Origin of the sequence: Oceanobacillus sp. FSL W7-1281, assembly GCF_037969835.1 — a bacterium.
In the GTDB taxonomy this organism is placed as follows: Bacteria; Bacillota; Bacilli; order Bacillales; family Amphibacillaceae; genus Oceanobacillus; species Oceanobacillus oncorhynchi.
Map to the genome: position 1 here is coordinate 278,561 of NZ_CP150214.1, position 25,711 is coordinate 304,271.

Annotated in this window: 20 protein-coding genes and 1 pseudogene; 17 read left to right on the forward strand and 4 right to left on the reverse strand. The window is 38.0% G+C overall.

Annotated elements, in window-relative coordinates; all coding sequences use genetic code 11:
- Positions 1-15: 15 nt before the first annotated feature.
- Both MKX55_RS01490 and MKX55_RS01495 read right to left on the reverse strand, forming a co-directional pair.
- Entirely contained in the window at positions 16-582 is a 567-nt protein-coding gene (locus MKX55_RS01490; protein ID WP_339181657.1) for an NADPH-dependent FMN reductase, read from the reverse strand.
- A 3-nt stretch (positions 583-585) separates the two neighbouring features.
- Positions 586-1,653 carry an LLM class flavin-dependent oxidoreductase gene (locus MKX55_RS01495; RefSeq protein WP_339235514.1) on the reverse strand — a complete coding sequence of 356 codons (1,068 nt, stop codon included), beginning with the start codon at positions 1,651-1,653 and terminating at the stop codon, positions 586-588.
- A gap of 321 nt (positions 1,654-1,974) precedes the next feature.
- Between MKX55_RS01495 and MKX55_RS01500 the strand changes: the two genes are divergently transcribed.
- Positions 1,975-3,768 carry a S9 family peptidase gene (locus MKX55_RS01500; RefSeq protein ID WP_339235516.1) on the forward strand — a complete coding sequence of 598 codons (1,794 nt, stop codon included), beginning with the start codon at positions 1,975-1,977 and terminating at the stop codon, positions 3,766-3,768.
- A gap of 58 nt (positions 3,769-3,826) precedes the next feature.
- Here the strand turns inward: MKX55_RS01500 and MKX55_RS01505 are convergent, their stop codons facing one another.
- Positions 3,827-4,420: an AAA family ATPase gene (locus tag MKX55_RS01505; protein ID WP_339235518.1), complete on the reverse strand. Its 594-nt coding sequence runs from the start codon at positions 4,418-4,420 to the stop codon at positions 3,827-3,829.
- A gap of 743 nt (positions 4,421-5,163) precedes the next feature.
- On the opposite strand from MKX55_RS01505, the gene glmS reads away from it, so the two are divergent.
- The 12 genes from glmS (at position 5,164) to MKX55_RS01565 (ending at position 20,374) form a co-directional block, all read left to right on the forward strand.
- Complete coding sequence (gene glmS / locus MKX55_RS01510; RefSeq protein ID WP_339235520.1) at positions 5,164-6,966, forward strand: glutamine--fructose-6-phosphate transaminase (isomerizing); 1,803 nt, start codon at positions 5,164-5,166, stop codon at positions 6,964-6,966.
- Positions 6,967-7,278: 312 nt separating this feature from the next.
- Positions 7,279-7,968 (forward strand): transposase family protein, encoded by a 690-nt coding sequence (locus MKX55_RS01515; protein WP_339235523.1) that lies wholly within the window; start codon positions 7,279-7,281, stop codon positions 7,966-7,968.
- Positions 7,969-8,008: 40 nt separating this feature from the next.
- Entirely contained in the window at positions 8,009-8,440 is a 432-nt protein-coding gene (tnpA, locus tag MKX55_RS01520; protein WP_256708565.1) for an IS200/IS605 family transposase, read from the forward strand.
- 84 nt (positions 8,441-8,524) lie between these two features.
- Complete coding sequence (locus tag MKX55_RS01525; protein ID WP_339235526.1) at positions 8,525-9,130, forward strand: transposase; 606 nt, start codon at positions 8,525-8,527, stop codon at positions 9,128-9,130.
- A gap of 48 nt (positions 9,131-9,178) precedes the next feature.
- The gene (locus MKX55_RS01530) at positions 9,179-9,991 is read left to right on the forward strand and encodes a TnsA endonuclease N-terminal domain-containing protein (protein ID WP_339238381.1); all 813 of its coding nucleotides are present in this window, start codon (positions 9,179-9,181) and stop codon (positions 9,989-9,991) included.
- A complete protein-coding gene (locus tag MKX55_RS01535) occupies positions 9,988-12,144 on the forward strand; it encodes a Mu transposase C-terminal domain-containing protein (RefSeq protein ID WP_339235530.1) in 2,157 nt (718 codons plus the stop codon). The genes MKX55_RS01530 and MKX55_RS01535 overlap by 4 nt, the downstream gene beginning before the upstream one ends.
- Entirely contained in the window at positions 12,119-13,813 is a 1,695-nt protein-coding gene (locus MKX55_RS01540; protein ID WP_063636937.1) for an ATP-binding protein, read from the forward strand. Before MKX55_RS01535 ends, MKX55_RS01540 begins: the two co-directional genes overlap by 26 nt.
- A 10-nt stretch (positions 13,814-13,823) precedes the next feature.
- Complete coding sequence (locus MKX55_RS01545; protein ID WP_339235532.1) at positions 13,824-15,692, forward strand: TnsD family transposase; 1,869 nt, start codon at positions 13,824-13,826, stop codon at positions 15,690-15,692.
- The gene (locus tag MKX55_RS01550) at positions 15,673-17,205 is read left to right on the forward strand and encodes a Tn7-like element transposition protein TnsE (RefSeq protein ID WP_000043576.1); all 1,533 of its coding nucleotides are present in this window, start codon (positions 15,673-15,675) and stop codon (positions 17,203-17,205) included. Before MKX55_RS01545 ends, MKX55_RS01550 begins: the two co-directional genes overlap by 20 nt.
- A gap of 260 nt (positions 17,206-17,465) precedes the next feature.
- Positions 17,466-18,599 (forward strand): zinc-dependent alcohol dehydrogenase, encoded by a 1,134-nt coding sequence (locus tag MKX55_RS01555; RefSeq protein WP_000649059.1) that lies wholly within the window; start codon positions 17,466-17,468, stop codon positions 18,597-18,599.
- An 83-nt stretch (positions 18,600-18,682) separates the two neighbouring features.
- Positions 18,683-19,003 carry a DUF4158 domain-containing protein gene (locus MKX55_RS01560; protein WP_016201446.1) on the forward strand — a complete coding sequence of 107 codons (321 nt, stop codon included), beginning with the start codon at positions 18,683-18,685 and terminating at the stop codon, positions 19,001-19,003.
- Positions 19,004-19,393: 390 nt separating this feature from the next.
- Positions 19,394-20,374 carry an SDR family oxidoreductase gene (locus tag MKX55_RS01565; RefSeq protein ID WP_001993829.1) on the forward strand — a complete coding sequence of 327 codons (981 nt, stop codon included), beginning with the start codon at positions 19,394-19,396 and terminating at the stop codon, positions 20,372-20,374.
- A 283-nt stretch (positions 20,375-20,657) separates the two neighbouring features.
- Here MKX55_RS01565 and MKX55_RS01570 read toward each other — a convergent pair.
- Positions 20,658-21,035: pseudogene (locus tag MKX55_RS01570) on the reverse strand (glutathione-dependent formaldehyde dehydrogenase); the annotation flags it as partial.
- A 1,007-nt stretch (positions 21,036-22,042) separates the two neighbouring features.
- On the opposite strand from MKX55_RS01570, the gene MKX55_RS01575 reads away from it, so the two are divergent.
- The 4 genes from MKX55_RS01575 to MKX55_RS01590 all read left to right on the forward strand — a co-directional run bounded on the left by MKX55_RS01575 (position 22,043) and on the right by MKX55_RS01590 (position 25,710).
- A complete protein-coding gene (locus MKX55_RS01575) occupies positions 22,043-22,183 on the forward strand; it encodes a hypothetical protein (RefSeq protein ID WP_339235534.1) in 141 nt (46 codons plus the stop codon).
- A gap of 323 nt (positions 22,184-22,506) precedes the next feature.
- A complete protein-coding gene (locus tag MKX55_RS01580; protein ID WP_339181686.1) occupies positions 22,507-23,220 on the forward strand; it encodes a hypothetical protein in 714 nt (237 codons plus the stop codon).
- Between the two features lie 1,063 nt (positions 23,221-24,283).
- Positions 24,284-25,039, forward strand: coding sequence for a serine hydrolase domain-containing protein (locus MKX55_RS01585; RefSeq protein ID WP_339235536.1), 756 nt, complete (start codon positions 24,284-24,286; stop codon positions 25,037-25,039).
- Between the two features lie 11 nt (positions 25,040-25,050).
- Positions 25,051-25,710: a hypothetical protein gene (locus MKX55_RS01590; RefSeq protein ID WP_339235539.1), complete on the forward strand. Its 660-nt coding sequence runs from the start codon at positions 25,051-25,053 to the stop codon at positions 25,708-25,710.
- Position 25,711: the final 1 nt, after the last annotated feature.

The following is a 25,711-nucleotide window of genomic DNA, read 5'->3' on the forward strand; positions in this document are numbered from 1 at the left end:
GCGTTTTTTTAGTTCTTAGAATCCATAGGAATCCTCTTTCTTTTTCCGGATGATTTCGCTGGCTTCATACGTGTCCATGGTGTCCTCAATCAAACGCTCTAATCGAATGAAAACATCATCATCGACGATCTTCTTTTGTTGAAAGCTCTTTTCTTCAACATAAACAAAGGTTTGTACTATTTGTGCTTTCATATAGGATAAAGTTGGCTTTAATTGATGATCAGCAACTAAATAATGCTTGGAAGAGCCTGCGGTTACGAAAAAGCTTACGGTCTTATCCTGAAATGCCCCAACAGGAAGCAAATCAAAAATATTCTTTAAGCTTGCCGGGATAGATGCCTGGAATACCGGCGTGCCGATAATCATCACATCTGCCTCCATCACCTGCCTGGTGACCCAGGCGGTGTCTCCGGAATAATCGAGATAGTTCCGGCCGTCACTAAATTGCAAATCATAATCTTTTAAATCAATCAGCTGAAAATCTGCTTCTGGATATTTTTCAGCAATTTCTTTTGCGACAGCATCCATAACCGTCCGAGTTTTCGAACCGACAATGGATCCGGATAAACCAATGATCTTCATGTGCTAATCCTCCTGATTCCTGCCAGTGTACTTACGAATGGCAGGCAAAATTTCCGTGCCAATCATTTCAATATTCTTAGCCAATTGTTCAAATGGAACACCGCCAAAGTCCATTTGCGCTAAGTAGCGCTGATGTCCAAACAGCTCATGCTGATAGAGGATTTTTTCAATAACCTCCTGCGGACTGCCGACATTGATGACACTGCGCTTATCCTTTGCCTGTGCGAATGCCTGCTTCGGAAACCCTTGTCCATTCGTCAGCTTCATTCCTTCATTGATATAAGGGTACATTTGCTGCAGTGCCTCCTGACTTGTTTCTGCCACATGGAAAAAACCGGTGACGCCGACAGGAAGTGCTTCTGTTTGGTGTCCGCTTCTTTCAGCTGTTTCCCGATACGCATCAATGACGTTTTTAAAAGCACTGGCCGGACCGCCAAGTGTTGCCAGCATCATCGGTACCCCGGCGTAGCCTGCCTTCATCGCACTGGCCGGGGTTCCGCCAACTGCACGCCAGATGGGCAGTGTATTATCTTTCGGACGGGGCAGCACATGTGCATCTTTTAAGGGTGCACGATAATTCCCTTCCCAGCTGAGCCTTTCCTTTTCATTAATCTGCAGCAGCAAATCAAATTTTTCTTCATATAACGCTTCATAATCCTGTACGTCATACCCTAATAATTCAAATAGCCCAATTCGGGAAGCTCTTCCGGCAATAATTTCGGCACGTCCATTAGAAATTAAATCAATTGTAGCAAAATCTTCATAAACCCGAACGGGGTCAGAGGTACTGATAATCGTTGATGAACTGCCCAGTTTGATGGTTTCTGTCGCCTGCGCAATCGCCGCCAATACCACGCTGTGTGCCTGCGTAGTGAAATAATCCTGATGACTTTCTCCGACACTGAAAAAATCTAACCCTGCTTGTTCTGCCAGCTTTGCTAATTCGATAATTTCCTGAAGACGCTGCTGTGCCGAAATCCGTTTTCCTGTGAAAGGGTTGGTTAAGTGATCTCCCAGCGTATAAAGCCCAAATTCCATTCCTTTCTTTTGGTCAATGCGATATTGTTCCATACTTATGCTCCTCCATTGTTTTAGATTTTTAAGGTTAAACCTATCTATTAAAAAATGTATTTGAAGTAAATTGCTTTGGGGGAGGAAGTGAGCTGCAGGCAGATAGGTAAATGATGTGTTATTTTCTGCATGTATCGTCTCAAATTCTCCTCTCTATATCACTTTACTATTCAAATGATAAAATGACAATCAAAGTAGCTTGAATTAAATATAGTTTTACTTTTCCGCACTACTAGAGGAAGAAAGACCAGAGTGTAGGTGGTGTATTTTATAAATAGTGGTATAATATAGAAAATACAGATAAAAGGGAGTGCGGGCAGAATGATAAAATTTCCAAAACCGAAAGTAGAACAGTTCTTTTATACGTATAGTATCGATCATTTCCAAGTGAGCAAAGATGAACAAAAGCTGGTATTTTCAACGAACTTGAGCGGTAAACGTAATTTATGGGCATTAGACTTGAGTAAAGAGCATACCTATCCATTTCAGTTTTCTCAAAAGGATGAATCCTCCTCATTTATTCAGTTTGATCCAAATGGGAAGTATGTTTTAACAAGCTTTGATGCAGATGGGGATGAAAATTATCACATTTACGCCCTGCCTCCAGAGGGCGGATTACCGCAGCCGCTGATTACGGGAGCGGAGGACGAAAAATACTTATTTGCATACCTGAGCAAGGACGGAAAACGAATTTATTATAATACCTCTAAAAATAATCCGAGCTTTTTAAACACGCATGTGCGCTATCTGGATACAGATAAAGATGAGCTGTTAGCAGAGGGAGAAGGAGCGCCGACTACACTGGCAGGTGTATCGGAAGATGAAGAGACATTAATATACGAAAGCGTGTTTGCGAACACGTATAATAATATATTCATCGAAAAAGGGGAAGAGAAAATCTATCTTACTCCTGATCCGAAAAAAGTGCATGTATCCTATGATCCGGTTTTCACGGATAATCACAGCATTTATTTCCCGACGGATTATGAAGGCGAATATAAGTATTTAGCCAAATATGATATGAAACAAGAGGCCTTTTCAAAAGTTCTTGAGCTGGAGGAAGAATCGATTGAAACCGTAAAATATGATAAATCATCCGATTCATTGTATGTAGTGACAGAAAAGGGTGTTGTCGATAAGTTTTATCAGTATAAAGTAAAATCAGGAGAGCTGAAAGAAATCACAAAGCCTTTTGATTTAATTGATCAGGTGACTGTAACAGAATCAGGGGCAGTTTATCTCCTTGGGGGATCTGCAGTTAAGCCGGATAACATTTATCGTCTGACAAATGGTGAGAAATGGGAGCAGCTCACAGATAATCGTGTTCTGGGTGTATCGGAAGAGGAACTCGTGGATCCTGAAATTGTGACCTATGCTTCATTTGACGGGATGGAAATCGAATCACTTCTGTTCAGGGCAAAACCGGAAAATGCAAATGGGTATACTGTATTTTGGCCACATGGCGGGCCACAGGCAGCAGAACGGAAATTTTTCCGTGCGATGTTCCAAAGCATTCTCAATCGCGGTTATCATATTTTCGCACCAAACTTTCGCGGGAGTACAGGCTATGGTTCCTCTTTTGTGAAACTCGTCGAGCAGGATTGGGGGCATGGACCGCGCCTCGATAATGTGGAAGGCATCAAATGGCTGTTTGATCAAAAGATTACGGACCCTGATCATCTATTCTTAGTAGGAGGAAGCTATGGAGGCTACATGGCGCTTCTCCTGCATGGGCGGCATCCAGAATATTTTAAAGCAGTGATTGATATCTTTGGCCCGTCCGACTTATTTACCTTCGTCAATTCTGTACCGGCGGATTGGAAGCCGATCATGGAAAGATGGCTTGGCGATCCAGAGCGTGATAAGGAGCGTTTTGTGACTGATTCTCCAGTGACTTATTTGGAAACCATGACAAAGCCGATGCTGGTTATCCAAGGTGCAAAAGATCCGCGTGTGGTGAAGGAAGAATCAGATCAAATTGTCCAAAAGCTGCAGGATAAAGGCCGCGATGTGGAGTACCTGGTGCTGGAGGATGAAGGTCATGGATTCTCTAAAAAAGAGAATGAGATTAAAGTGTATAAGCGGATGTTAGATTTTATGGAAAAGCATAAGTAGAAAAAACATCAGTGAAGCTGCGAATGGGATAGCTTTGCTGATGTTTTTTGTTTATAATTTATCGAATATGTTTTATCTGTGTTTTTATCCGGTCCAATCGCTTTTTTAGATTGGAGCGGTTATCTTCTTGTAATACTACATTGGCTTTTGCTGCAAGGATTTCTACAACGCCGTCAATGGATAAATGGTCTGTTTGTATTTTTATTCCAAATGCTTCATCAGCTAAACGTGTTATACATCGGTCCATTTGTCTGAAGCCCCATGAATTCTTTCTTTCCAGCCGATTCTTTAACCGGCGTTCAAGGACTTCTTTTGATGCGGATAAAACGAACGGATATAATTGGATTTCTTCTGATTCCAAACTTCCGGTAATTTCTTCAAAATAAAGTTTATCTGTGATTGTCATTGGAATAATAATTGGCTCTTTATCATTTTCAGCAATATACTTTATAATCTTGTGATTAAATTCTCTCCACATTTTATAATCTTGAAAGTCATGCTTTTTTAACTTGTCAGGCAAATTCTGATTTAGGAAGAAACCAATATTTTCTGGATCGTACACGAAGGAATTTTCCAATCTTCTATGAAGCTCATACGCTGTTTGTGTTTTTCCTGCTCCAAAAGCACCGTTGATCCAAATGATTTTTGTCATGGGGAAGCTCCTTTTGTCAGGTGAGATTTTAAAATTTTCTTTAAAGCCTTTTCATTTGTTTTTCATTATATCACTCTGCTTCATCCCTCTTCAAACCTTCTCCCATCCACTTCTGTAAGGTGGATACCTCCCGTCACTTGTGGATATTCTGCAACATTTTAGAAGGATTTCATAAACTATCTTATCGGAAAGCAAGAAAAAGGTTGACCTTGAATACGACTTTCCGATAGAATATAGAAAGTTCTTGTTTTCCAAATGAAAGAAGTCCGTTTAACAAGAGCAAATAAAAGGAGAGAGGAGCAGAGAAACACGAAAGGAAACTATAATAACAAGCGCCAGGACTATTCTACGGACGGTCAGGAAGAATAGTTGACGAGGTCGGGGGTTATCGAATTATTCGGCGGGTGCCTCCCAGCTGTCCATCGCAGCTGCTGCTTTATCTTTAAACCATCAGGGTGACTTGATGAACAAAGAGATAAAGAATGATGTCTATAAAGGAAGTTCAAAAAGTCTCCAAATAATAAGCGGCGAATCTCTGCGTTGACGTCTTTTTTCCGATACTCACGTATCAAAAAGCATACGCTGCGTTCGTAAAAAAGACGTCGCCTTGATCTTCTTGCTTCTAATTTGGCAACTTTTTGCACACGTATTTATAAAACTAACACGAGAAAGGGGCAGAACAAGGCCCCTTCGCTTCGAATCGGTCTTTTGTCTCTGCCCCTTCAAACAAGGAGGACATCGACATGTGCGGAATCGTCGGTTACATTGGACAAAATGATACGAAAGAAATTTTATTAACAGGCTTGGAAAAATTAGAATATCGCGGATATGACTCTGCAGGTATTGCGACTTTAGGGGAAGACGGCGTACACGTAACAAAGGTAAAAGGACGTATCGCAGCGTTACGCGAAGAAGTAGATAACAGCAAGGATGCGACTATTGGTATCGGTCATACGCGTTGGGCGACGCATGGTGTGCCAAGTGTGCAAAACGCTCATCCACATCAGAGCTCAACAGAACGTTTTACCATTGTGCATAATGGGGTTATTGAAAACTATGTAGACCTGAAGAAGGAATATCTGGCAGATGTTGACTTTGTGAGTGAAACAGACACAGAGGTTATCGTACAGCTTATTGAAAAACTTTATGAAAAACATAAAAATACCAAAAAAGCATTTGGTGAAGCAATGAGCCTGCTGAAAGGTTCTTATGCTATCGGTCTGATTGATGCAGAAGATCAGGAAACTTTATATGTATCCAAAAATAAAAGCCCGCTGCTGGTTGGTTTAGGCGAAGGTTTTAACCTGATTGCCAGCGATGCTATGGCGACGTTGAAAGAAACAAACGAATACTTGGAAATCTATGATAAAGAAATTGTTCTTGTCAACCGCAGCTTTGTAGAAGTGCAGACATTAGATGGAGAAGTCATCAACCGAGAGCCATTTACAGCGGAAATCGATGCAAGTGATACAGAAAAAGGAACATACCCTCATTTCATGCTGAAAGAGATCGATGAACAGCCAATTGTGATGCGCAATATTATTCGTGAATATCAGAATGAAAAAGGCGAATTAAAGTTAGAAAAAAATATTCGTAAAGCCATGCAAAAAGCAGATCGCATATATATTATTGCAGCAGGAACGAGCTATCATGCCGGATTAGTTGGAAAAGAGTTTCTAGAAAAACTTTCTAATATTCCTGTAGAAGTACATGTTGCAAGTGAATTTTCCTATAACATGCCGCTGCTATCTGAAAAACCTTTATTTATCTTTATTTCTCAAAGTGGGGAAACTGCAGATAGCCGTGCCGTATTAGTTAAAATCAAAGAATTAGGACATCCAGCACTGACATTAACAAATGTGCCTGGATCAACCCTTTCTCGTGAAGCAGATTATACCTTGCCTTTACATGCTGGACCAGAAATTGCTGTTGCTTCCACAAAAGCGTATACAGCACAAATTGCTGTTTTAGCGGTTCTTGCAGTAGATACAGCAAGGGTAAAAGGTATTAAATTAGATTTTGATCCATTACAGGAGCTGGCTATCGTAGCGAATGCAATGGAAATCATTACGAACCAAAAAGAAGATCTGGAGCAGTTAGCAAGAGATTATTTTGCGACAACACGCAATGCTTTCTTTATTGGCCGCAGTACAGATTATCATGTTGCGCAAGAAGCAGCATTGAAGCTGAAAGAAATCTCCTATATTCAAGCAGAAGGCTTTGCTGGAGGAGAGCTGAAGCATGGTACCATCGCATTGATTGAGGATGGTACGCCAGTTATTGCTTTAACTACACAAGAAAATGTAAACTATTCTATTCGTGGAAACGTGCAGGAAGTGGTTGCACGCGGGGCAAATGCACTTATTATCAGCTCAAAAGGCTTAGAGCAGGATGAGGATGCTTTTGTACTGCCGGCAGTGCATGAGCTGTTGACTCCATTGGTAAGTGTGATTCCAATGCAGCTTCTGGCTTATTATGCAGCGTTGCACCGTGACTGTGATGTCGATAAACCACGGAATTTGGCCAAGAGTGTTACGGTGGAATAAAAAGAACATTCGTAAGGATTAGTTTTGTGAATTTAAAATAAAGTCGCGATGTTTATAAAAAAGATGCGATGTTTAAAATAAAGTCGCGACGTTTATAAAAAAGTTGCGAAGCTTTGCCCCTTTGGATATGATTATCTAAAGGGGTGTTTTTGTGTCGAAAAGAAAAAGAACATCTAAAATTGAGGCTCTATACTGAATGTGGTGGTGCCCTCCGTTCCATCGCCAGATGGAACGGAGACAAAAAAATACACTCTATTTCCTCTCTCTGGTAACCTTGAGTTGTCGAGACAAAAGGAATGGGAGAGGAAAAGAGTGCATCATCATTTTATCACAGAGTTGTTAGGAATTAAAGATACGCATGTAGATGTGTGGGATATCAGAGAAGAAGAAAGTTATTTTATTGCAGAATTATTCACGAAACAGCGTATGCAGAAATGTCCTTTTTGCCGTAAAAGAACCAAGCGGATACATGGCTATCGTTGGCAAAGCATTCAAGGACCAGCGTTTACAACCAAGGAAGTTCATCTTTCCCTGCGAAAACGACGTTATATTTGCACGTCGTGTCATCACACATTTTATGAGCGTCTACAAATGATTCATCGGTATCAACGTTGTATGGCGAGTGTGCAAACGACAGCGATGATGCATGCAGCGGTGAGTTCCTTTCGTACAGCGGCGCTAGTAACCGGAGTAACAGTGAATCGTGTCTTACGGTGGTTTGATCAGAAGGAGTTAACTACCAGCAAAGTGTTGCCGCGAGTCATTGCGATCGATGAGTTTAAAGGTGACGCTGATGGAGAGAGGTTTCAATTGAATGTGGTCGATGTGGAGAACCGAAGAATTATCGATATCTTGCCAAATCGAAAAGTGGAAACCATTGAAGCGTACTTAAAGTCCTGTGATACAGGTAAAGTAGAAATGGTAGTAATGGATTTATCTCAAGCGTTTAATTTCCAAATGCGTGGTCTAACTCCACCGTCTTTAGACGGTATCCGCTTTTAGCCTTATCTTTTTTGTCCATACTAATGGATGAGGTGATAGTATGGACGGATATCGAAAAAGCGGTCATGCAGTATATGATATAAAGTACCATGTTATATGGGTAACAAAGTATAGATATAAGGTATTGCAAGGTCATATAGCAGTTAGAGCAAGAGAATTGATTAGGCAAGGATGTGAAGCAAGAGGAATAACCATCCTGCAAGGTAGTGTTGGCAAAGACCATATCCATTTATTATTATCTTGTCCACCAAGTGTTGCGCCAAGTAAAATCATGCAATATCTGAAAGGAAGATCATCAAGGTTATTACAGGACGAATTTCCAGAACTAAAGAAAAGATATTGGGGACAGCATTTGTGGGCAAGAGGGTACTTTTGCGCCACAGTTGGAACAGTAACGGAAGAGATAATAAGAAATTATATAGCCAATCAATTCAATGAAAACAAAGACGATATATTCAAGATTGAAGAATGAGTTCAGTCTTATTTTGAATATGCTTCAGCTTAATGACTTTGAGCAGGACTTTAGCCTGAAGAGCGACTTTAGTCGCCGACATTCATGTCCAAATCCACCTGCTTTAGCAGGTGGTCGTTTAAACAAGCAATTCGAAAAGCACTGGGAAATCCTCTGATTATCGCTGACCGTTTTCACTTTATGCGTCAGGCCTATTGGGCTCTAGATGAGGTCCGCCGTGAAGTTCAAAAGGAGCTGCCCAAGAAAGATCGAATTCGAATGAAACGTTCCAAAAAACTTCTGTGGAAATCATGGACAACCTGTTCAGATGATCAGAAGAAGAAAGTCGAGCAATTATTAAGGATAGATCCCCGCTTAAAGGAAGCTTATGGTTTAAAGCATGAATTGGATACGTGGTTTAAGGAAAGTGATGCGCACAACGCAACTGCTGGATTAGAAGCGTGCCTGGAGAAGTTGAATGCATCCGCGTTAGAGGGATTTCATCGTGTCGCACGTACATTTAAAAGATGGCAACAAGAAATTCTGCATTCTTTTATGTATCCCTTTAATAATGGCTACATAGAAGGCGTTAATAATACGATTAAAGTATTAAAAAGATTATCTTATGGGATTAAACAGTTTGATCGAATGAGAAAGAAAATTCTATGGCAACAAGAGGTAAAGCTTGTCTTAAAGCAAGCTTATAAATAAAGAGGTGGAGGAATGATATTCCACCACCACATTTGACATAGAACCAAAATTGATAAGTGGATTAAAGAGGGTCGAGGAACTGGCAGTGGGGCAGATTATCAGCCTTGGCTTAAAATTCAAGATGTTTCCTCATTAGGTCGGTCAACAAGATTAAAAGGTATAAAAACCGGCAGACAACATGAGTTTTTATCGGATTTGGAACGAAACTACTTTTATTTAACTGAATTTTCTGATGTTATTTTAGATATTCGTGAACAATTTCCTTTATTACCACAAGAAGAGACGTTTGCCATTGCTGAAGAGCTTGGGATTAAACACCCAGCTGATCCAAAAACAGGTGATCCAATTGTTATGACAACGGACTTTTTATTAACAGTTGATAAAGGACAAGGTGTATTTGAAGTCGCTCATACTATCAAAATGAAAGATAAGCTGTTAGAAGAACGTGTGTTAGAGAAGTTTGAAATTGAAAGGGAATATTGGAAGCGTAGAAGCATTAATTGGGCAACTGTAACAGAGGAAGAAATTCATAAGACAATGGCTAGAAATATTAGTTATATCCATGATTATTTTGATATTCGTAGCTATGATGTTTATCAAGAAATGGATGACCAACATATTGAGGATTTATCCATGTCTCTTATGAATCGCCTATTGAATAATTCACGAAGTATCCGTGAAATTACTAATGGGTTTGATGCAGATACACACTTGCCTTTTGGAAGTGGTGTTACACTATTTTATCACTTGCTTGCTAGAAAAATTGTAGTCATTGATATGCAAAAGCCGATTGATTTAGAGCAAACAATTGATATTAAGTGTATTGATGAAGGTAATTTAGAGAAGGTGAAATACGGATGATTTATATTAATCAAGTATTTCAATATGTAATCGATTCGAAAAGGATTCGGGTAATTTATATTAAAGAACCACATGTCTATATTGTTAATATTGACACGAGTAGTGCTATGCCGCAGAGGGAGCTATATTCCAACCTAATTACAGATATGAATCAAGGAGAGCTACTTGCGATTAGTGATCCTTATGCAAAAGTGATTTATGAAAATGATTTAACAGAAGTGCAAATTCGTAAGCGTGAAGAAGATTGGGAAACTATACAAAAATACTGTGTTCCGAATATGCAAGATTTGCTCTACAAAAGAGGAAGAGAAAATAAAATTCGCGAAATCGTTCGGGACAGCAACTTAGGCAAGACAAAGGTTAAAAAGTTACTAACTCGCTATTGGCAACGAGGTATGACCAAAAATGCCATGTTACCTGACTACTCTAATTCGGGTGGTAAAGGAAGAGCGAAGGCTCTAACAAATGCGAAAGTGGGTCGTCCTAGAAAGATAAACATAAATAATGAATATCAAACCGGTATTAACATTACTGACGAGGTAAAGGTCCAAATTGAGCACGTTATCAACAAGTACTACAGGAAAAAGAATAATTACTCTTTAAGAGATGTTTATAATTTCATGCTGCGTGACTTTTACTCTGATCGCTATAAGGAAAATGGTGAGCTAAAGTACCGTATTTGGGAGGCCACTCGAATTCCCTCGTACCATCAGTTTTACTACTGGTTTAAAAAGCTTGAAGACCCGAAAAAGGATATTCAGTTCCGTAAAAGTACAAAGGAATATGAATTGAAACATCGTCCGATTTTAAGTGATTCCAAATCAGAAACAAATGGTCCGGGTACAAGATTTCAATTTGACGCAACCATTGCAGATATTTATTTAGTTAGTTCACTTGACGTAAATAAAGTAATTGGGCGACCAGTTATTTATGCAGTACTTGATGTGTATTCACGTATTATTACAGGTCTTTATGTTGGACTAGAAGGTCCATCATGGATCGGTGCAATGATGGCTTTAGATAATATGGTTGCTGACAAAGTAGGGTTCTGTAAGCAATATGGAATTAATATTACACCTGAGCAATGGCCAACACATCATTTGCCTGAAATTATTATCGCCGACCGGGGTGAGTTTGAAGGCTATTCTGTAGAGAATTTAATTAACATTCTTAATATTAAAATTGAGAATACTACAGCTTATCGTGGAGATTTGAAAGGGATTGTTGAAAGGAAATTCCGTACGTTTAATGGGAAGGTAAAGCAAAAAGCTCCCGGAGCAATTCAAAAGGAATATAGAGAACGTGGAGATCAGGATTATCGCTTAAATGCTACGCTGAATTTAAGGGAATTTACATCTCTAATTATTACAATGGCGCTTCATCATAACCAAAAGGTCATTGATAAATATCCTGTTGAAAAAGAAATGGTGGCTGATGGACTAGTGCCAACTCCGATTAACTTATGGAATTGGGGTATTCAAAATCGTAAAGGAAGGTTAAGAACAGTTGATCGAAATATTCTTCGTCTGAACGTGCTTCCACGTGGGAAAGCGACAATTTCAAGAGCTGGAATTAAGTTTAAAAATCTTCTTTATGGTTCTCGTCAAGCTATTGAAGAGCAATGGTATTTAAAGTTGAAAAATAGAAGTCTAGAAATCGTTTATGATCCACGACATACTGAAAAAATCTATATTCCCCACGATAACGGAATAGATTTTGAGACGTGTATTTTATTAGAGCCTAGTCAGCAATATAAAGGTGACTTCTTGGAGGAAATTGTCTTTCAGCAACATCTTCGGAATGAACTAGAAGAAATGGAACGAACAAATCAAATTCAGCTTACGGTAAATACTGATGCAGCATTGGAAGAGATTATAAAAAAAGCCGTGAAGAACAAAAAAGAATCTTTCAATCAGCCAACTAGTAAGAAAGCTAAAATAGCAGCTATTCGTGAAAATAAGGATGTTGAAAAACAGTTAAATCGTGAAGCTGAAAAGTTTGATTTATTACCTAATAAGGCTAGTGAATCAGCTGACGTAATCGACTTTGTTACAAAAGAGAAGATTGATGAAACACCACCTAAGAAACCAGGCTCACGTCTTATGGAAAAACTAAAGAAGAAGCGAGATGAGGAATTTGGGAAAGACAAATGACATGGTTGTCTTAAAAGGGGATTTTGAGAAAGCTGTCTATAAGGAGCAACTTTTAAATGAATATACCAATAATCCTTTCATCGAAGCTCTTCCACCTATATTTAATGAGGATGATGTGCTAGAGCGATTTATGGTGACTCCACGAATTAGTGAGCAAGATAAGTTAAGTGAAACGAATATTCGTTATCACGTCTTAAAACGTGTAAGGAATTTTATCCAGCCGTTACCGATTCATTTCGAGGTAGAACGTCGATTGTCTACATTGATTCGAAGAGGTTACTTGGCGCGAAATCCATTAGATAGAACATTTCTAGAGCGTGTTCGGGTGTTGCATGAATTGCGTGAAGAAGAGGAAACAGCTCACAAATATATAGATGAACGACTAAATTATATTCGTTCAACTGCCGATAGCTTATCCATTATCGGTATTTCAGGAATTGGTAAAACAACAGCAATTGAACGTCTTTTGCTTATGTATCCACAAGTGATCAAGCATGAAGAATACAAAGGACAACCGTTTAATCGAACTCAAATTGTTTGGCTTAAAATTGACTGCCCGTATGATGGAAGTTTATCTACACTTTGCAAAAGCTTTTTCAAAGCAATTGATGATTTACTAGGCACTCGATATTTAGAAAAGTACGGTTATTTGAACCGTGTGACATCGACAATGTTATTGCACATGACATCGTTAGCAAGTATGTACGGCATCGGTGTTCTAGTAATTGATGAAATCCAGCACTTACTACATTCCAAAAATGAACAGGAAGAAATGTTGAATTTTTTTGTAACACTGTCTAATACAGTTGGTATTCCTACGGTTTTAATCGGAACTTCTAAAGCACAAAAACTATTCAAAGGAAACTTCAGACAAGCAAGACGGGCAGCGAGTGATGGAGCTATTATTTGGGATCGTATGGACGAAAATAGTGAAGAGTGGGAGTTTTTCCTAGAGACACTTTGGGAATTACAGTGTTTAAAAACCCATTCTGAGCTTACAGAGGAGACAAAGAAGGCATTTTATTATGAATGCCAAGGGATTACTGCTGTTGCCGTGAACCTATTTATTCTAGCGCAAGAACGAGTATTATTTGATGAGGACAACCCGGCTGAAATCATTACACCACAAGTATTAAAAAAGACTGCTAGGGAAGATATGCAAACGATTCAACCAATGATGACAGCTATTCGGACGAACAATTTTGCCGATATGATGAAATATGAAGATATTATGATTAACTTGGATGAAGTCATGCTGAATCACAAGCGAAATACTGAAATGACAGGACGTATTCAAGAAGCATTTAAAGAGCGCCAAAATACAATCGAGTATAAACGTCAAGACATGATTGGGAACTTAAGTGTTGAAGTGGCAGCCCTTGGTATTTTTGATAGTTTGAAAGAAAACGATATTAAAAAGCTCGCACAAAAAATAGTTGAGGAAAATCCACTTGATACTGAATTTCATCAACTTAAATCAGATGTGATTCAGCAGGCGATTGCATTAAATCAACAAAAGAAAGATCAAAAAGCAAAGGCAAAAGCAAAAAATGCAGAGATTCTACCATTGCTAAAGCTAAGAAAGCAAGCGTTAGACAAAAAGCAACACCCCTATGAATTATTAAAAGCAAATGGATACATTAAAAATCCTTTGGAGGAATTCTACTAGGAGGGAACGCATGCTGCCATTCTTTACGGATCCATATCCAGATGAATTGATATATTCGGCGATTGCGCGATATCACTTTTACAGTGGAAATATTGATTACAAAGATACATTGGAAGAAGTGTTTCAAAGTCGTTCTGTAATACCGAGTGTAGAGATTGGTAGTCATTTTTCTATATTAGCTGAGCAATTAGGCTCCAACTATTCTGTTGAAAGCTTATTAGCTAAGCATACGATCTACCCTTACTATGCTTCGTTTCTTTCCAAGCAACGCCAGAAAGAACTTCTACAAGATGTTCAAGTAGATGGAAAAGGACTTTATACAAGACTTGGCATAGTTGCAGGAAGCATTTGCAGAAAGAATGGACTCTTTTATTGCCCAGAGTGTGCAACTAATGATATTGAGCAACATGGAGAACCCTATTTTCATCGTGAGCACCAGCTACAAGGGATTGATTTCTGTGCACATCATGAACTGAAATTAATGAAGTATCCTATCGATTTTTCAAAGCAAAGTCGAATTGAGTTTATTCGATTTGATAAAAAGCTATTGAACTTATCAATGATTCAAGAAGTTGAACTAAAAGAGTTTATAGCCATTCAAATTGCTTTAGCAAAGATGGCTTATCAACTGCTGCAAGTTCCAATACATCAATTTTCAAGAGAATCTATTAATCTTAAATATCGTGTTCTTTTACGGGAGCGTAATTTAATAACAACGTCTAATCGAATTCGGCAAAAGGAGCTATACAAAGCATTTCAATCAAAGTTCCCAAAAGGCTTTTTAGATGAGTACGAATCAGCAATCAATGTAAATGATGAATACAATTGGCTGAAGGTCATTACACGCAATCTAAAACGTCATGTACATCCTTTCCGTCAATTGCTTATTCTTTATTTCTTAGAACAAGATTTGGAGTCCTTTTTACAAATTGAAGCTGATACAGGTCCTTTCGGTAGTGGCCCATGGCCCTGTTTAAATAAAGCAGCTAATCATTATAAGGAATTTGTGATTCATGAAGTAAATGTTACAAGGGATTTTAAATCAAATGCACCCATTGGCACGTTTGAATGCTCTTGTGGCTTTATTTACGCTAGAAAGGGTCCTGATAGATTATCTGAAGATAAATATCGTATTGGACGTACAAAAGCGTATGGAGATGTCTGGAAGGCTAAATTACATGAATTAGCAGTTGATGGAACCTACAGTATAAGAGCATTAGCTAGAATGCTTGGCGTGGATTCGAAAACAGTTAAAGGACATCTTGCCTCAGTTGAGAAAATAGAGAAATTACCTGATAAAGTTTTTCCACCAATGTTACATATGTATCGAAAGCAATTATTAAAAGGAATGCAGCAATATCCAAGTTACTCGAGAACACAAATTCGTCAATGTTTACCGAAAGAATATATTTACTTATATCGAAATGATAAAGAATGGCTGTTTGAACAGTTACCTATAATTCAGGCGAAGGAAAAGCCAAAATCAATTGTCAATTGGGACGTACGTGATCGAGAATATCTTTCTAAAATTAAACAGCTTTACAAAGAATTAATTGAACTGGAAAAGCCCGTACGTATCACGATTTCGATAATTGGGAAACGTCTAGGAATCTTATCAAATTTGGAGAAACATCTTGATAAGCTGCCACAAACTGAAAAATATCTAAATAAAATTACGGAATCTATACAACAGTTTCAGATTCGACGATGCTGTAAAATTATTGATCGTATGTTGCTGGAGCAAGAACCAGTTTTATTATGGAAAGTACAGCGTATTGGCGCTGTTAAGTCACATCATTTTCACGAAATAAAACCGTATTTGGAAGAGTATTTACGAACAAAACAGGAAGTGAAAAGTTATGAGCAAACAACAGGTTAAACTAGCTTGGCCTTTTGCTAAAGGTGAAAAAGCACAACTAATATGGATTGGTGAGCCATTTCGATATGATCATAAAATGATAATCAAAGCTTATTTTCGCTCACAAGGTCGTACAGAAGGTATATTAATGGATTGGGGTACATTACCATGCTTAGCAATCCAACATTATTATACTGATGGCATCATAACGGCTAGTCAAGTTTCTGAAAGTGTACAAGAAATCGATATGACTATTTATCCTAATAAAGTTAAATTTCACGAACGCCCTTGGTCTATTCAAGGAAGCAGTGATCCTGCAACTTCCCGTAGTTTCGTGTTCTCTTTTGATGGAAAGAATGTGATTTTACCAGTCATTGAAGTATTGCGTAGCATTTTAGCTCCGAACGGCTTCCTTTTATATCGCTTGTTTGAATCGAATTCATTTCCTCAGTTCTTCACAGAAACATATGAACCTAATAAAATCCATCTTAGCTTTTCATCACAATATGAATTGAAATACACAAAGACAACGTTCATTTATCAATTGGTGTGGTTGCTAACGAATCGAGACCTACGACAAGCCTATGAAAATATAGCATTTACTTGGTTGCAGGAAAAGACTTTGAAGTTCGAATGGAACTTTACACAACCGATTACAATAACAGCTCGTGTAAAGGAGAAGAATAACACGTGTACAGTATTACAAATTGTTAATGTGAAAAATAAAGATATTCCGTACCAACATATTTCGATTTCGCATCCAGAAATACAAAATCAAGAGAAATCCAATGAGGCAAAGAAATACACTTATCGTTTTCTAAATAGACAGGGTGATGAAGAGGGCTTTACATTAGATGAACAAGTAGATGGTTCTACAGAAGACTTTGATCTTGTACAAATGAATCAGTTGAAACATGAATATACATCGGTACCCAAAATCAAACGAATTAAAAGTAGTTCCTCAAAGCAGCGAACGAAAGAAGATGAAAATACTAAGAAATACTATGGCAGCAATGATTCAATTCGATCTACAGCAGACACTGGAGGTCAAAAACTAGCAAGAGGAATAGAACATCAAATGTTATCTGAAATTCAAGTACAAGGTGAATTGCAAGATTTCATTAATGTCCTTAGAATAATGGAGCAATATCCAGAAGTAAGTGCGATACGAGCATTTATAGATGTGTTACCAGAGGGAATTGGAGACCGCAGATTTACGAAATTGAGTGATAATATCACGAAACGACGTTATGTGATTGCAGAAGTATATATGATAAGTGGGAAGAAATTCAATATTATTGAAGTTGAGCGAGAAGATCGCTCTTTATCAATGCTAATTTTATCATCACTTGCAATAAATGATTGGAAATCGATTTATGATAGATTGTTAGTAAACCTTGTGAATGATAGTGGTACGTGGACAAGTAAGTCGCTGAAAAGTATTGAGGAGAGTAGGGTTACAGTGATGAAAGCTAAACACAGTTCTAAAGGGGTTAAGCATAAGGCTGAAATTCTATTAAATAAGTTAGAATAGCAGTGAAGATTTGAGTAAAGGAATAAATGAAATACCTCTTCCCTCAAAGAATAATCCAAATATTTCCCCGAATTAATTCACGCTATATACACTTACAATAACTAATTCGAGAGCTATCACCAATACTTCGTAATCAAAACGGTGCGACTTCTTTAACTTACATAAAACAATTACGCTAAGAGTGACTAAGTATATTATTTACTTTCTTTGTTAACAATAGTTAAGAGTGTTAACAGTATTAGAAATAGGAGGGTGCATTTATGAAGGCTGTAACTTATCAAGGACCAAATCATGTACAGGTTAATCAAGTAGAGGATGCAAAATTAGAAAAAAAAGACGATATTATAGTTAAGATTACTTCTACTGCTATTTGCGGATCTGATTTGCATTTATATCAAGGTAACATGCCATTACCCCCAGGATATATTATTGGCCACGAACCAATGGGTATTGTGGAAGAAGTTGGACCTGAAGTCACAAAAGTAAAAAAGGGAGACCGTGTTGTCGTTCCCTTTAATGTTTCATGTGGACATTGCTTTTATTGCCAACATGAAATGGAAAGCCAATGTGATAACTCAAACCCTCATTATGATTCTGGCGGATACTTTGGTTATACTGAGAAGTTCGGTAACCATCCGGGTGGTCAGGCTGAATATTTAAAAGTCCCTTTTGGAAACTTCACTCCCTTTGTTATCCCGGAGTCATGCGAATTGGAGGATGAGTCACTGCTCTTTTTATCGGATGTTCTGCCAACAGCTTATTGGAGTGTAAAAAATGCAGGTGTAAAATCAGGCGATACAGTTATTGTTCTTGGATGCGGACCTGTTGGGTTGATGGTACAAAAATTTGCCTGGATGGAAGGTGCAAAGCGTGTAATAGCAGTTGATTACTTGGATTACCGGATCAATCATGCGAAAAAGATGAACAATGTTGAGGTATTTGAGTTCACAAAATACCCTGATATGGGCGAACATTTAAAAGAGATCACACATGGTGGGGCAGATGTCGTCATCGATTGTGTAGGTATGGACGGAAAGAAATCACCCCTAGAGTTTCTGGAACAAAAATTCAAACTGCAGGGCGGAACCCTTGGACCTATTCAAATTTCTACTAAAGCTGTCCGAAAGTATGGGACAGTGCAAATGACTGGTGTTTACGGGGGTAACTATAATCTATTTCCATTAGGTGCATTTTGGATTAGAAATATTAATCTTAAAATGGGACAGGCTCCAGTCATTCATTTTATGCCAGAATTGTTTAAAAAAATAACAAATAACGAATTTGACCCAAGAGATATTATCACACACAAGATGTCCCTTGAAGAAGCAAGTCATGGTTATCGAATTTTTAATAATCGTGAGGATGAATGTATAAAAGTCGTTTTAAAACCGTAATCCTCTTCTCTTTCCAAAAAGACTTCATACTTTGTATAGAAGTCTTTTTATTCGACCATTTAGCCAAGAAGGTCAAAAAGTAATTGATAGATACAATGAATAAACTCGCATACAGTAAAGACGAACCTGCTGACCTAGTCAATGTAGCAATTGAAGAGCTAATACATCAAAAATATGAACTTCCCATCTACAATACTTTAAAAGATGCAGCCAATGATGTTCGAAAAAGGTCTTATCGTATGATTTATCATAACTTACTTAATGAAAATCAAAAAGAGAGCGTGAATCAACTTTTCGAGGTATCAGAAGGTTCTACAAACAGTCCATGGAATCAATTGAAAGAGGATGCAAAAAGAGCGACTTTATCACATTTAGAACTCTCGTTGCTCGCCGAGATTGGTTAATGGAAACTGAACATCTCTACAGAATTACTTCATGATATTAAGAATTTGTGGAACAACAAAACGTATTTTTTGTTATTCAGCAATAGGGTCAAATCGTATTATGTGGTTAGCCGTTTTTTTCTGGTTGACCTATTTTTTTAGGTACTATTCTTGAGGTAGCCGGGATTAAAGAACTGTTAAGTAAAAATAAGTTGATCCGTTAAAGGGGTAGAATATTGAGTAAAGCTCCTTGTCCTAAAGGTCAGTTCAATAAAGAAAAAAGGTGTCTCTTTTGAGGAAGAATAAGCTTCTGTGTTGAAAGTAAACCACTTTTTTCAAACTTTTTTAATTTATTTGTAGTGAACAACATAAACATTCTATAGAAGAAAATTATTTCTATAGGAGGTTTCCATGGATCAAAAGGATCAAAGTCGTCAATTAGACCAAATAAAGCAAATGCAACAAATGTTTAAAGCGAACATGAAAACTCAACCTTATCCCATGTACCCTAACTATGGGAAAATCACACGTTACGAAGAAATTCCGATAAGTTTACCTGAACAGCGCCAGCTGCGCCATCCCGGAGTGGAAAAATTTATGGTACCCCTTCCAATTATCGAAAACCCGAACTATAAAGGGAGTGAAAAGTTAACAGGAAAAGTAGCACTTATTACAGGGGGGGACAGTGGTATTGGTGCAGCAGTAGCAATTGCGTTTGCTAAAGAAGGCGCAGATGTTGCTATTTCATACTTAGATGAACATGAGGATGCAAATAGAACAAAAACGAGGATTGAACAACTCGGACAACGTTGTTTTCTAATGCCTGGGGACTTGCGAGACAAACAACAGTGTATCTCCATTGTAGAACAAACAGTAAATACGTTTGGACGTCTCGATATTCTTTGTAACCACGTTGGTATCCAATTCCAACAACTAAGTCTGCTTGACATTACAGATGAGCAATTCGATGACACCTTCAAAGTTAATATATACTCTCATTTTTACACAACAAGGGCAGCGCTTCCTCATTTAAAACCAGGCAGCTCAATCATTGGCACTTCTTCAGTGGTGACGTATGTAGGTGAGCAGCAAATGATTGATTATACGGCCACAAAAGGCGCAATAGTTGGTTGGACACGTGCCTTGGCTAAAAATGTCGTGAAACAAGGGATCCGAGTCAATGCCGTCGCCCCCGGCCGAATTTGGACCCCACTTATTTCAGCAAGTTTCTCGTCAGACCAAGTCGCTGTATATGGAGCATTTAATCCAATGGAACGAGTTGCCCATCCATTTGAACTCGCACCAACCTTTGTCTATCTTGCTTCTGATGATTCTCGTTTTGTTACTGGTCAAGTTCTTCATGTTGATGGGGGAGAATCCACACATTCCTAATGGAAGGGGGTTACCATTTTGAGATATGAATTTAATCCAGAAGTAAAGCTATTGCTAGTAAACCATTCAAATGAAAAAGTAAGGATGGTCTATATGGAGGATTCCTGGCCCATGCCAAAAATAGGACTGAGACCACCATATTATTGCTACCCAAGTTACGAGCTGAATTATCCAATAATCTAAATAATAACAGACAAAAAGACTTCTATACACAGTGTGGAAGTCCATTCAACATTTCGCTTAGGGTTCGCAATTATGCTAACTTTCAATTCATCCATTTAAACTAATAGGATAACGGTTTTAAAACGACTTTTATACAGTCGTCCTCACGATTATTAAACATTTGATAACCATGACTTGCTTATCCAAGGGCCACTTTGTATGTGGGTCAAACTCGTTATTCGTTATTTTTTCAAAAAATTCAGGCATAAAATGTATGACTGATGCCAGTCCCATTCTCAGATTGATATTCCTAACTCAACCCAATGGAAACACATTATAGTTGCCCCCATAAACATCTATTAATTGGACCGTTCCATATTTTTGCACAGCTTTTGTAGAAATTTGAATAGGTCCAAGGGTTCCACCTTGGCAACTTTAATTTTTGTTCAAGAATCTCCAAAGATGATTTATTCCCGTCAATACCTACACAATTGTGGATTTGAAATAAAGTCGTACCGTTTATAAAAAAGATGTACCGTTTTAAAGAAAGTTATACCGTTTACAAAAAAGTTGCACCGTTTTATTCCTTTTCGATTAAAGGATTCTATGTGAGTTTTAATTAAACTTTTTTATAAAAAGGAATGTTCATTCAAAAAGAAAAGAACCCATTTTGATCAATCTTTTTTCAAAATGGATTCTTTTCTTTTACCGTAAAATATGGATTTGTCGAACGTTTTTGATCAAACTTTATTTTAAAGTTACAAGTTTGTGTCCCGATAGAAAATTAACATTCCTTAAATATTAAAAGCGTACCTTATAAAAAAATAACGTTCCCAAACCCGAAGGTCTTCCCGGTATATCCCCACCGAACCTTCGGTTTTTTTTACGCCCAAATTTAGTAGAAAATCCAAAATTAATCCCCGCTTCAAATCATCCGTTTTCCCGCTGCTGCAGCCCAAAATAATCACTCAATATCCCTTCAATATTTTTTCCGTAGGATCTTTCCAATACCAATCCAATATATCATCCGCTTCTTTTTCGAAATGCTTCAATCCCTTGCCAGGCATGTGTTCAATATGATTTCCAATATCTTTTCTGCTGTCTTTTCCACACATAAATCCGAAGGATTGTTCCGTCTTTATCCTCTGTTTTTCTGTTCGATATTTTTCAATAGAAATCCAATAAAGATCCAATATTTTTGAAAGACCAACACCTTTTCTTTGTTCATTTTCGGGTGAAAAGCGGGTGGATAATACCGGAGGTATTCCAGTTGGAAACCCACCAGAAGGAACGTAATTTTTCTATACAAAAGGGTGAAAATTTGGTACACAAACGGTTGAAAAGCGGTCAAAATGGAGGAACGTAATTCTTCTATTGCAGAATTTGGAAATAAGGGGCGAGAGTATGGGGGAGAAGAGATTGAGGGAGATTTTGGTGGGGTGTTGGGTGGTAACGTTAATTTTCGATGGGGACACTTTTGATATGATTGTCTAAAGGGGTTTTTTTGTGGGGAAAAGAAAAAGAACATCTAAAGTCGATAAGTGGATTAAAATGATTATTTTGATATTCGGAGCTATGATGTATACCGGGAAATGGCTAACCAACAAATTGATGATTTATCAATGTCTCTTAGGAATCGTCTATTGAACAATTCGCGAAGTATTTGAGAAATTGCTAGTGAGTTTGATACAGATACACACTTGCCTTTTGAAAGTGGTGTTACGTTGTTTTATCATTTGCTTGCTAAAAAAATTATGGTTGCAGATATGTACAGGCCAATCTGCCATTAACGGGCGCTTTTATGTAATAAAGAAGCAGCCAATTTACATTGGATGATTCTGAAATTATCCTTTTCGAAGGGTTCTTCAAAAATATCTCCTAAGCATTCTCTCATAAAATCCCCATGATATGTTTGGTTTTTCTGTTTTTGTGGAAGTATACCTCATATATTAACATCAGGAGGAACGGTCATGGTTACGATAGAATCCATTATAATTGGTATTATATTTATTATTATTCAACTCTATGCCCTGCCGATTGTTGAACGCTCGCCGATTGGACAAAGAAAGCTGCTCTCATTATCAGGCGGTGTAGCTATTGCTTATGTGTTTGTCTATATTTTGCCAACGCTTCATGAGGAGCAGGATAAACTCGGGGGATCGTTCGCATTAGATACGGAACTTTATTTTCTCGGCCTCATCGGTTTATTGATTTACTTTGCAGTATATGCATTTGCTGAGACGAAAACAGCTGCACGGCTGAAGGCAGACACCATTTATTTCGTTCAGATCAGCTTTTTTATGGTGTATTCCTTCATTGTTACTTATATCGTTTTTTCATCTGATGTTCAGCGCGTCGAATCCTTATTTTACGGTCTAGCCGTTAGTCTTCATTTTATCGGCTTGTCGTATCATCTGGGAAAAGAGAGCGAGCGACTGCATAAAAGGGCAGGACGCTACATGCTTGCGGGGTCAACCTTGATTGGGGCGTTTGCAGGAATTTTCGGGCCATCATCCGGTCTGTTTGTAGATTCCATTATTGCTTTTAGCTCAGGTGCCATGATATTTAATGTCATCAGCAAGGAAATCCCTTTTGAAAAGAATGCTCACTTGCCAACATTTTTAATCTCATCCCTTGTCTATTCCATTATGTTGCTTGTGTTAAAAGGCTTCTTCAATTGGTAGTTGTGGGAATCCAGGAAATCCTTAGAAGTAGTGGCTTCCGGGGCTCTGATGGCCGAAAATATTTTGGTGTAGGAATTTTTAAAATGTTGAAGAGGCAGCCATAAGGCGAGAACCCAGATAATAATTGGTTTAGGAGTATTTGCTTTTAATGAACCAGCTATAAGGAGTTATGAAAAAGTTGGTTCTGCAATAGGATTTGGATTAGAGCCTAATCAATATTAAACTTTTACAACGACGCCTGGCTCACACCGGCTTCTCAGTATCTACTTTGGTCATAGCGAAGGGTTGAATGAGAAAGGGTTATATATAGCTTTTCCTCATGTAGAATGCTAATAGGGAATTATCCAGGGATGAGAGAACCAGCATCATCTGGCTTGCTTTGGATTTAAAATAAAATCTAACCGTTTGTAAAAAAGATTACCTGCTTATAGAAAATTTGTACCGTTTTACCCTTTTGGATATTTTTGTCCAAAGGGGTGTTTTTATAACTAAAAGAAAAAGAACATGAAATTAAACAGTGGCTTAAACAAGACCGGTGCCCAGGTATAGGAGTAGAATATAAACCTTGGTTGAAGATTCCAAGCGTCCCTATATAAAATTAAAGCAGATTAAATAATATTAACGTTCCTTATAAAAAGTAACATTTCCAAACCCGAAGGTCTTCCCGGTGTATTTACACCGGACCTTTGGGTTTTTATGCTCAAATTCGATAGAAAATACAAAATTAATCTCCGCTTTAAATCATCTATTTTTTCGATGCTGCTATTTCAGATAATCACTCAATATCTCTTCAATAGGATCTGTGCAATAAAAATCCACTATTTTTGAAAGAACAATACCTTTTCTTTGTTCATTTTTGGTGGAAAAACGAGTACAATGGAGAAACGCAATACTTTTATAGAAAAATTTGGAAATAAGATGTGAGGTAACGTGGAAGAAACGATTAATTGGAGATTGAGAAGAGGGCGTTGAGTGAAACATTCATTTTATATGGGCACATCTTCAAAATTGATGAAAATTTATCTAAAAGATAAGTATAAATAGAAGAGAGAAGGTTTACTTTATGAAAAAAGAAACAGAGATCCATGATTTCGAACAATATTGTGATGAGATGTTGAAAAAATACAACGTACCTGGTTTTGCAATTGGATTAGCTAAAGAAAGTGAATGGAATTATAAGAAAGAGTTTGGATTCCGTGATACCGAAGCTAAACTTCCTTTATCACCAGATACCATTTTTGGAGTCGGTTCATTAACAAAAGCTTTTACAGCTGTTGCTATTCTTCAGTTACAAGAAAAGGGAAAGCTGAATCTAAATGATCCTGTCATCAACTATTTGCCGGAATTTAAGACACCGAATGAAGTGCAAACAAAACAAATAACGATTCATCATTTTTTGACACATACATCAGGTATTCCGCCGTTAGCCACTTTAATGGGTGCGGTGAAAAAAAGTATGGAAAAGGATTTAAGCTTAGAAGAAAATCAGCAGCAAGAGGACCCATTGGATGCAATTCAGGCGATTGATACGTATGCGGAGTTAATGGATACCATTGCAAAAACAGCATTCACACCGATTGGGGTACCGGGAACCGAATTTAGTTATTCCAATGATGCTTACGCTCTTTTAGGTGCAATCATTGAACGCATTAGCGGGAAACCGTATGAATTATATGTGCAAGAAAATATTTTAGAGCCAGCCGGTATGCATCACAGTGGTTTCCAACTGGAGGACCTGGAATATGAAGATATAGCCGTTTTGTATGATACGCAACAGAAAGATGATGAAGAAATGATAGTTAGTCCAACAATCCTTTAGATGCTCCAGCAATGCGTGCAGCAGGGTTCTTAAAGTCAACAGTGAATGATATGCTTCAATTTGCAGAAATAATTCGGAATGACGGGATGGTTGGTGATATGCGCATCCTATCCCCGGAAAGTGTGGCATCCATGACAACGCCTTATATCGAATGTGAAAAAGGAACCTGCTATGGTTACGGTTTAATGATTATTCCAGATTTCTTTGGATATAAGCTGATTCAACACGGTGGAGACATTAAAGGGTCAGCAGCTCAGATGAATATTCTTCCGGAAATCGGACTAACGGGGATCTCTCTTGCAAATGTAGCGGGAGCTCCATCTTCCAACCTGCTTTTTGGTGCATTTGCCAATTACTTGGGCAAACCCATCGATGCTACGCACTTAAACGTTGAGTTTGTTGACTTAGCATTGGAAAGCTTAAAGGAATTTGAGGGAACTTTCCTATCGGGTGACGGTTTGAAAATTGAATTTTATGTGGAAGATGACAGCCTGCATTTGGCAGCCGCTGGTTTAGCTGATGCGGTGCTTCATCCAATTGGGGATGACCAGTTTTTATTTACCATGAAGGAAATGGATTCTATCATTCATTTTATGAGAGATGAAGACAAGCAAATTGATCGGATTGAATTTGCATTCAGACAAATTCCAAAGGTAGAGGAAGGGAACTAAA

Coding starts and splice junctions, on each gene's coding strand:
- MKX55_RS01545 (WP_339235532.1), top strand. CDS start 13,824: ATGCTGCCATTCTTTACGGATCCATATCCAGATGAATTGATATATTCG.
- MKX55_RS01580 (WP_339181686.1), top strand. CDS start 22,507: ATGGTTACGATAGAATCCATTATAATTGGTATTATATTTATTATTATT.
- MKX55_RS01495 (WP_339235514.1), bottom strand. CDS start 1,653: ATGGAACAATATCGCATTGACCAAAAGAAAGGAATGGAATTTGGGCTT.
- MKX55_RS01500 (WP_339235516.1), top strand. CDS start 1,975: ATGATAAAATTTCCAAAACCGAAAGTAGAACAGTTCTTTTATACGTAT.
- MKX55_RS01590 (WP_339235539.1), top strand. CDS start 25,051: ATGCGTGCAGCAGGGTTCTTAAAGTCAACAGTGAATGATATGCTTCAA.
- MKX55_RS01525 (WP_339235526.1), top strand. CDS start 8,525: ATGTCCAAATCCACCTGCTTTAGCAGGTGGTCGTTTAAACAAGCAATT.
- MKX55_RS01540 (WP_063636937.1), top strand. CDS start 12,119: ATGAGGAATTTGGGAAAGACAAATGACATGGTTGTCTTAAAAGGGGAT.
- MKX55_RS01505 (WP_339235518.1), bottom strand. CDS start 4,420: ATGACAAAAATCATTTGGATCAACGGTGCTTTTGGAGCAGGAAAAACA.
- glmS (WP_339235520.1), top strand. CDS start 5,164: ATGTGCGGAATCGTCGGTTACATTGGACAAAATGATACGAAAGAAATT.
- MKX55_RS01490 (WP_339181657.1), bottom strand. CDS start 582: ATGAAGATCATTGGTTTATCCGGATCCATTGTCGGTTCGAAAACTCGG.
- MKX55_RS01585 (WP_339235536.1), top strand. CDS start 24,284: ATGAAAAAAGAAACAGAGATCCATGATTTCGAACAATATTGTGATGAG.
- MKX55_RS01535 (WP_339235530.1), top strand. CDS start 9,988: ATGATTTATATTAATCAAGTATTTCAATATGTAATCGATTCGAAAAGG.
- MKX55_RS01565 (WP_001993829.1), top strand. CDS start 19,394: ATGGATCAAAAGGATCAAAGTCGTCAATTAGACCAAATAAAGCAAATG.
- tnpA (WP_256708565.1), top strand. CDS start 8,009: ATGGACGGATATCGAAAAAGCGGTCATGCAGTATATGATATAAAGTAC.
- MKX55_RS01550 (WP_000043576.1), top strand. CDS start 15,673: ATGAGCAAACAACAGGTTAAACTAGCTTGGCCTTTTGCTAAAGGTGAA.
- MKX55_RS01555 (WP_000649059.1), top strand. CDS start 17,466: ATGAAGGCTGTAACTTATCAAGGACCAAATCATGTACAGGTTAATCAA.